The sequence below is a fragment of the Peptoniphilus sp. HMSC062D09 genome (assembly GCF_001811425.1).
Lineage (GTDB): Bacteria > Bacillota > Clostridia > Tissierellales > Peptoniphilaceae > Peptoniphilus_A.
On sequence record NZ_KV804698.1, the window covers coordinates 96,771 to 104,633 of the forward strand.

Here is a 7,863-nt window from a genome sequence, read left to right on the forward strand (position 1 = left end):
GTGCAGGGTGAAAGCTTGCGATAAAGATAATTTTAGAGAGATAAAAAATTCTCTTCCGAGATTTATATCTATTTTAATAATTGTCTTTCTAGGTGTTTTTGTATTAATTGGCTTGCTCTCTACGGGGCAAGTTATGCGAAACACCATTGATAATAAAATAAAAAAACTTAATCAAGAGGACCTAAAAATTTCTGTGCCTATTGGTCTGGAAGATAAAGACAAGGCTATTATCGAGGACCAAGAGGACATCTCTGAGCTTGAATACGGCTATGACAAGGATGCCTTCTTAGTGGGAGATTCTATTGTCATAAAGCTTCTTAATATGCCCTATGAAATTTCTAAGCCCGAAATTGTTGAGGGAAGAAGTATAAAGAGCCCTGATGAAATTGTCCTGGACTCCAGAATGAAAAATGATGGCAAAAAAATTGGCGACATCATTTCCTTTAAGGAGGACAATGACGACGATGATGACAATGACTTAAAGAGGCTTTCCTACAAGGTTGTTGGCTTTGCAAATTCTCTGGACTTCATTCAAGACAAGAACGGAACTTATTCTGAAAGGGGTTATGGAAAAATTTCTTATTTCGCCTACATTGACGATGGAAACTTTTCTGGCGAGCCAACTCTTGCCAAGCTAAAATTTTTGGGCACAGAGGGTCTTGTGACTTCTGACAAGGAATATGTGGACTACATGGACAAGAAGACTCGCGCCCTAAAGATCGATTTAAAAAATAGACCTAAGGAGAGACTTTTATCCATGCAAGATGAAATTTCTGACAAGATAGTAGATGCAGAGGACAAGATTACTGATGCTGAGGACAAGCTCACTGACGCAAAGGATAAACTTGTCAAGGGTCGTAAGGACTTAAACAAGGGCAAGAAGGACTATCAAGAGGGTCTAGACAAGTACAACAAGGAAAAAAGTGATGCAGAGTCTGAAATTTCAAAAAATAGAGACAAGCTTTACAAGGCATCTGTGGAAATTGACGACGGCGAGAGAAAGCTAATTGACGGCTACGAAAAGTTAAGGGATGGCAAGAAAAAGCTTGATGATGCAAAAGTTGAATTGGATTCTGGAAGGGAACAACTGGCTGAAGGCAAGGAAAAGTACCAAAAGGGACTAGGTCAGGCTGAAGCATCAGAAAAGGCCCTAAAAGAGGGGGAAGACAAGCTCCTTGAAGGCAGAAAAAAATTAGACGATGGTTGGCAAAAGATTGAAGATTCTAAGGTCAAGCTTGCTGAAGGAATGAAAAAATATGAGGAAGGCGAAAGGGAATATGACAGCGGCAAAAAGCAGCTTGAAGCAGGTAAGCAAGAGCTAGTAAGTAAAATGGGTGCCACTTCCTATGAAGATGCAGTTGAAAAAATTTATGCCCTGGATAAAATTTTGGACAGTGCTAGTGAAATTTTAAATAAACTTCCTACTATTGAAAGTGAAATTGCAAGTACAAAGGCACAGATAGACCAAGTTGATGGTGGACTTGGGCAAGTTGAGGCTGAAATTGCAAGTACAAATGCGGCTCTCAATGATCCAAATTTATCAGATGAGGACAGAATAAAACTTGAGGCTAAACTTCACGGCCTAGAGGCACAAAGGGCAGAACTTCAAAAAAATAAGGAAGCCCTAAATAAAAAGTTAGAGTTTTTAAATAATTCCAAGGCTGAAATTGACAAGGCTCTTGAGGAAATAAATAAGGAAGTGCCAGGTGGAATAACAGGAAGCTTAGATGACTTAAAAGCCAAGGTAAAAGAAGGCAAGGCTGGCATTGAAAAAATAAATGAAAGCGAGAAAAAACTTGTAGGGGCAAGGGCGACTCTTGATGCAAGTAAGAAACAACTTAAAGAGGGAAAAAGGCAGCTTGAAGAGGGAATTGCTGAAGCCGAAAAGGGCGAAGAGGAATACGCAAAAAATAAGGATGAAATAGAAAAGAATAAGAGGAAACTTGCTGACGCAAAAGAAGAACTTAATAAGGCTAAGAAAAAACTTGACGAGTCTCAAGAAAAGCTTGACAAGGGAAGTGCCGACTACGAAAGTGGCAAGAAGGAGTACGAGGAAAAGTACGACGAATATGTTGAGGGCAGAGAGAAACTATCAAGAGCCAAGGAAAAATATTTGTCTGGCACTGATGAACTCCAAAGAGGAGAAGAAAGGCTTGATAAGGAGCTAAAGACTGGCAAGGACAAGTTAGAGGATGCCAAGGGCAAGCTCTACAAGGGAGAGTTGGACCTTAAAAAGGGCGAAAGAGAATTCAACGACAAGTCCAAGGAGGCTGAAGAAAAAATTTCTGACGCAAGAGAAAAAATTGCCGACGGAAGAAAGTATCTTAGCCTAATAAAACAACCTCGCTACAAGATCACGCCTAGACACCTTTCAGGCGACATCAACACCTACTTGGACTATGCAAAGAGAGTGGACGGTCTATCCTTTATCTTTCCAATATTTTTCTTTGCCATAGCACTTTTAGTTTGCTTCACGACAATGACAAGAATGGTAGACGAAAATAGAGTGGTCATTGGAACCTACAAGGCTCTGGGCTATACCAATAGAGAAATTGGAAGAAAATTTTTCCTATATGGATCCCTGGCATCAATAATTGGTGGAAGTCTTGGCGCCATAACTGGGTCTTATCTATTGACCTACATCATAGGCAATGCCTACTCAACAAAGACGATTTTCCAGGACCACTTGATTATAAATGCCTTTCCACTTAGGATAATTTTTGCCATAGCCATTGGATTTATATTTACAACAGTGGCGGCAATAATTACTGTCAACAAAAACCTAAAGGAAAAGACAGCCTATCTTCTTCGTGGAAAAGCACCATCCAAGGGCAACAGAATAATGCTGGAAAAAATCCCTTTTATCTGGAACAGGATGAGCTTTTTGTCCAAGGTAACGGCGAGAAATTTATTCTTGTCAAAGAAGAGAATGTTCATGACAGTAGTTGGCGTCATGGGCTGCGCGGCGCTACTTGTTTTGGGATTTGGAATATCAGAATCCGTTAAAGATGTGGAGACCTTGCAGTTTAAGGAAATTTTAAAATACGACCTTTCAGTATTATACGACAGCAAGTTTGACGAAGATGCCTATGGAGACTATAGAAGGGAAATTGACGGTAAAAATTTAGAGTACACAAAGACCTATGAAGAATTATTCACAGTAGACTACGATGAGATCGACCAAGTTGTAAATGTAATTGTGCCAGAGGACAGGGAAGAATTTAAAAACTATGTGGCTCTTAGGGACAAGGACGGGGGCGAAGAACTTGAGCTTTCCAAGAGAGGGGTAATAATAACAGGAAAACTTTCCAAACTTAAAAAATTAAAGGTTGGAGACCCACTTGAAATTCGCGATGTCTATGGCAACGAATTTGAAGTTGAAGTAGCTGGCATAACAGAATTTTACATCGGCCACAATATCTACATGGATAAAGACTACTTTGAAAAAGTGACGGGCTCAGACTTTGTGGCAAACACAGACCTAATAAAGGCACATCAAAACTTTGACAAGGATGAGTTTACAAAGACTACAATTGAAAATAAGGCAGTCTTTAACATTACCAACATCGACGACCTAAAGGATGTCTTGAATAAATTCTTATTCTCAATAACAAAGGTTGAAATAATAATTTTAATGGTGACGACAATATTAGAAGTTGTAGTCCTCTACAACCTTACAAATATAAACATCGAAGAGAGAATAAGAGAAGTCTCAACCATAAAAGTTTTGGGCTTTTATCCAAAGGAGACCACATCTTACATCTATAAGGAAACTTACATCCTTGCCCTTATTGGAATATTAATAGGACTGGTAGTTGGAAAAATTTTGCACTACTCAGTATTACAAATAGTTGTGCCCTTTATGGCAATGTTGCCAGAAGACTTGACGGCAAGACCTTTTATACTGGCAGGCATAATCACAGCCTTTATAAACACACTAATAATGATAATATTCCACTTTAGGATAAAGAAGATAAACGCCCTAGACGCACTAAAATCAAATGAATAAAATTTGACCGAAGGATAAAATCTTCGGTCTTTTTTTAACTTCAATTATAAAAGGACCTGATAAAAATTAAAGATAAAAGAAAATTTTAGCCTTTAAATTATAGTAAATTAAAAAATAAAGAGGGCACTTTACCTTACAAGTGTATATACACTTGGCTTGTCTCATCATCTTCTTTGTAATATAATTTTATTTAAAATTTATTAGGAGATTGGATAAAATTGCAAAATTTAGAAAAGTTAAACTTTGATGAAAAAGTGAAAATCTTAAAAAAATTAAAGGAAGAAAAGGATGCAGTTATTCTTGCTCATTATTATGTAAATGAGGATATACAAGCTATAGCTGATTACATAGGAGATTCTTTTTTCCTAGCTCAAAAGGCAACTGAGTTAAAGGAAAAGACAATAGTCATGGCTGGGGTTTACTTCATGGGCGAAAGTGTAAAAATTTTAAATCCAAGCAAAAATGTATTGATGCCAGATCTTGGAGCAGATTGTCCTATGGCACACATGGTAAGTGTAGAAAAAATTAAAGAGATGAGAGCAAAGTATGATGATTTAGCAGTTGTAACCTATATAAACTCCACTGCTGAAATTAAAGCTTATTCAGATATTTGTGTAACATCTTCAAATGCTGCAAAAATTGTAAATAAAATAAAGGAAAAAAATATATTTTTTGTTCCAGATAAAAATCTTGGCGACTACATAAAAAAATCATTGCCTGATAAAAATGTTATTTTAAATGATGGTTACTGCCCAGTTCACGATGAAATTGACCTTGATGATGTGAGATCTTTTAAGGGCAAGGTTAAAATTTTAGCTCATCCTGAATGCAGAAAAGAAGTCTTAGACTTAGCAGATTTTATAGGTTCTACAAAGGCCATTATTAATGAAGCTGGAAAATATGATGATGTACTAGTTGTTACAGAGGAAGGAATTTTTACTGAGCTAAAGAAAAAATATCCAAATATTAATTTTAGAAAATTGAGAAAAAGTCCAATTTGTAATGACATGAAAAAATTAAATATTGATAAAGTCATTAGGGTAATTGAAAACAATGAAAATCAAGTTGAGGTAGATAAAGAAATTAGAGAGAAAGCTTTAATTCCTCTAAAGAGAATGTTGGAGCTAGGTGCTTAAGATGAAAAAATATGATATTTTAATAATTGGCTCTGGACTAGCAGGAGTTAGCACAGCCTTAGAGTTAAGTAAAAATTATAAAATTGCCCTAGTAACTAAGAAAAAGTTAGAAGATTCAAATTCATATCTGGCTCAAGGTGGCATAAATGTCCTAAAGGATAAGTCTGACAGAAGAACTTTTATTGAAGACACATTAAAAGCAGGTCACTACAAAAATAATTTGCAAGCTGTGGAAAAAATGGTAGATATGTCCCAAGCTGCAATAAATTTTTTACTTGACCTTGGAGTTGAATTTACAAAGAAGAATGGAGACTTTGATTATGCAAGAGAAGGCGGCCATTCTATAGCCAGAGGTCTTCACATAGATGATGAAATTGGCAAGGGGATTTTAGATGTCCTTTATAAAAGGCTTAGGGAAAGAGCTAATATAGAAATATTTGAAGACACTCCTATTGTTGATTTAATTGTAAATAAGGGCAAGTGTTATGGCGCAAGGTCTTTAGATAAAATTTTTATTTCTACAAATGTTGTTCTTGCAACTGGTGGACTAGGTGGACTTTTTGATAGGAGCACAAATTTCCCTCATATATGTGGCGATGGATATGCCATGGCTATAAAAAATGGTGTCAAGTTAAAGGATATTTCCTACATTCAGTTTCATCCAACTTCCCTATATGAAGAAGGGGCAGAGAGACAATTTTTGATTTCTGAATCTGCAAGAGGTGAGGGCGCTCTCTTATTAAACCACAAAAAGGAGAGATTCACCGACGAAATGAAGCCTAGAGATATTGTGGCAAAGGCAATATTAAGGGAAATGAAAAAAGAAAAGGTAGACTTTGAATACTTGTCCATGAAACCACTAGGTGAAGACAAAATTCCAAAGAGATTTCCAATGATATTTAAGGAATTAAAAGATAGGCAAATAGATGCAAGATATGAAAATATTCCCGTTGTTCCATGTCAACACTACACTATGGGCGGCATAGAATGTGATATTAAGGGAAGGACTAATATAGAGGGACTCTTCGCAGTTGGAGAAGCAGGAAATGTTGGTATTCATGGCTCCAATAGACTTGCCTGCAACTCACTTTTAGAGTGTGTAGTTTTTGGAAGACTTTTGGCAGATTACTTAAATGAAAATAAACTTGAAGATAGAAAAATAGATTTTCAAATTAATGCTGGAAAGATTGATAAAGAAAAAGATCGTGTTATTATTTTTGAAAGGATAAGAGAAGATGAGAGAGCTAAAGCCAATAGTAATTGATAAGTATATTATTTCTGCTCTAAGAGAAGACATGACTAGTGGCGACATCACTACAGATGCAATTTTAAAAGATGAAAAGGGAGAAGTAAGTTTAATATCAAAGGATAGGGGAATTATTGCAGGTCTTGATGTATTTAAGCGAGTCTTTGAAATATTAGATGAAGATGCAACTTTTGAATTTAATTTTTCTGATGGCGATGAGGTAAATAATTCTGACTTAGTGGGGACAATAAGGGCAAAAGCCAGGGTAATCTTAGAAGGCGAAAGGACTGCCCTAAATTATTTGCAAAGGATGAGCGGTATTGCCACTTATACTAAAAAAATGGTAGCTTCCCTTAATAGTGACTCTGTAAAAATTTTAGACACTAGAAAGACTACACCAGGCATGAGAATTTTTGAAAAATATGCAGTAACTCTTGGCGGCGCCTACAATCACAGATATAATTTATCTGACGGAATTATGATAAAGGACAATCACATAGATGCTGCTGGTGGAATAAAAAATGCCATAGAAAAAGTAAGAAGCCTAAATCCCTTTGTCAAAAAAATTGAAGTTGAAGTAGAAAATTTAGATGAAGTGAAAGAAGCATTAGAAGCTAAAGCTGATATAATTATGTTAGACAACATGAATATAGAAGAAATAAAAGAAGCCGCTAAGCTTATTGATAAGAGGGCAATAATCGAGTGCTCAGGAAATATTAGCCTTGAAAATATTAATGACTATAAAGATTTAGCCATTGATTATATTTCATCTGGTGCCATAACTTATCAGGCAGGAGTCCTGGATTTATCCATGAAAAATTTAAAAATCTATTGAGGAAGATATGAAGGAACCAAAAACACGAAGAGATGATCTATTAAAATTTTTATATGACAATCAAAAGCCAATATCAGGAGAAAAGTTGGCAGAAAAATTTGATGTAACTAGGCAAGTAATAGTGCAAGATATAGCCATACTTCGAGCTAGTGGAAGGGATATTGTTTCAACTAATAGGGGTTACTATTTAAACGAAGAGAGAACTCAAAAAGTTTTCAAAGTTAAACACAGCGATAAAGATATAAATAAAGAATTAAATGCCATTGTAGACCTTGGCGGAAGAGTGAAAGATGTAATAGTTCACCACAAGGTTTATGGAGAAATAAAAAAGGATTTAAACTGCTCCTCTAGGCGAGATGTAAAAATATTTTTAGAAAAAATGAAGGAAGAAAAGTCAAAGCCCTTAGATGTACTTACTGGTGGAGTTCACTTCCACACAGTTGTTAGTGAAAATGAAGAAGTTATTGAAGAAATTGAACTTGTCTTAAAGGAACTTGGATTTTTAATAGAGGAATAAAAATATGCTTTTCTTTAAGTAAAGGCAATATAAAAAATTTAAAAGCTAAACTTATTAAGAAAGCGCAAGATATATGTCTTGTGCTTTTTGTTGTACGCTTTAGCATGAATAAACCACCAG

5 protein-coding genes are annotated in these 7,863 nt (G+C 35.7%); all 5 read left to right on the forward strand.

Features of this window, described 5'->3' with window-relative positions; translation table 11 throughout:
- The first annotated feature begins 7 nt into the window (after positions 1 to 7).
- Complete coding sequence (locus tag HMPREF2801_RS02675) at positions 8 to 4,009, forward strand: FtsX-like permease family protein (protein ID WP_070610431.1); 4,002 nt, start codon at positions 8 to 10, stop codon at positions 4,007 to 4,009.
- Between the two features lie 218 nt (positions 4,010 to 4,227).
- Complete coding sequence (gene nadA / locus HMPREF2801_RS02680; protein ID WP_070610432.1) at positions 4,228 to 5,145, forward strand: quinolinate synthase NadA; 918 nt, start codon at positions 4,228 to 4,230, stop codon at positions 5,143 to 5,145.
- 1 nt (position 5,146) lies between these two features.
- A complete protein-coding gene (locus HMPREF2801_RS02685) occupies positions 5,147 to 6,409 on the forward strand; it encodes an L-aspartate oxidase (RefSeq protein WP_070610433.1) in 1,263 nt (420 codons plus the stop codon).
- Positions 6,381 to 7,226: a carboxylating nicotinate-nucleotide diphosphorylase gene (gene nadC, locus HMPREF2801_RS02690; protein ID WP_070610434.1), complete on the forward strand. Its 846-nt coding sequence runs from the start codon at positions 6,381 to 6,383 to the stop codon at positions 7,224 to 7,226. Before HMPREF2801_RS02685 ends, nadC begins: the two co-directional genes overlap by 29 nt.
- Before the next feature lie 7 nt (positions 7,227 to 7,233).
- Positions 7,234 to 7,743: a transcription repressor NadR gene (locus HMPREF2801_RS02695; RefSeq protein WP_070610435.1), complete on the forward strand. Its 510-nt coding sequence runs from the start codon at positions 7,234 to 7,236 to the stop codon at positions 7,741 to 7,743.
- Positions 7,744 to 7,863: the final 120 nt, after the last annotated feature.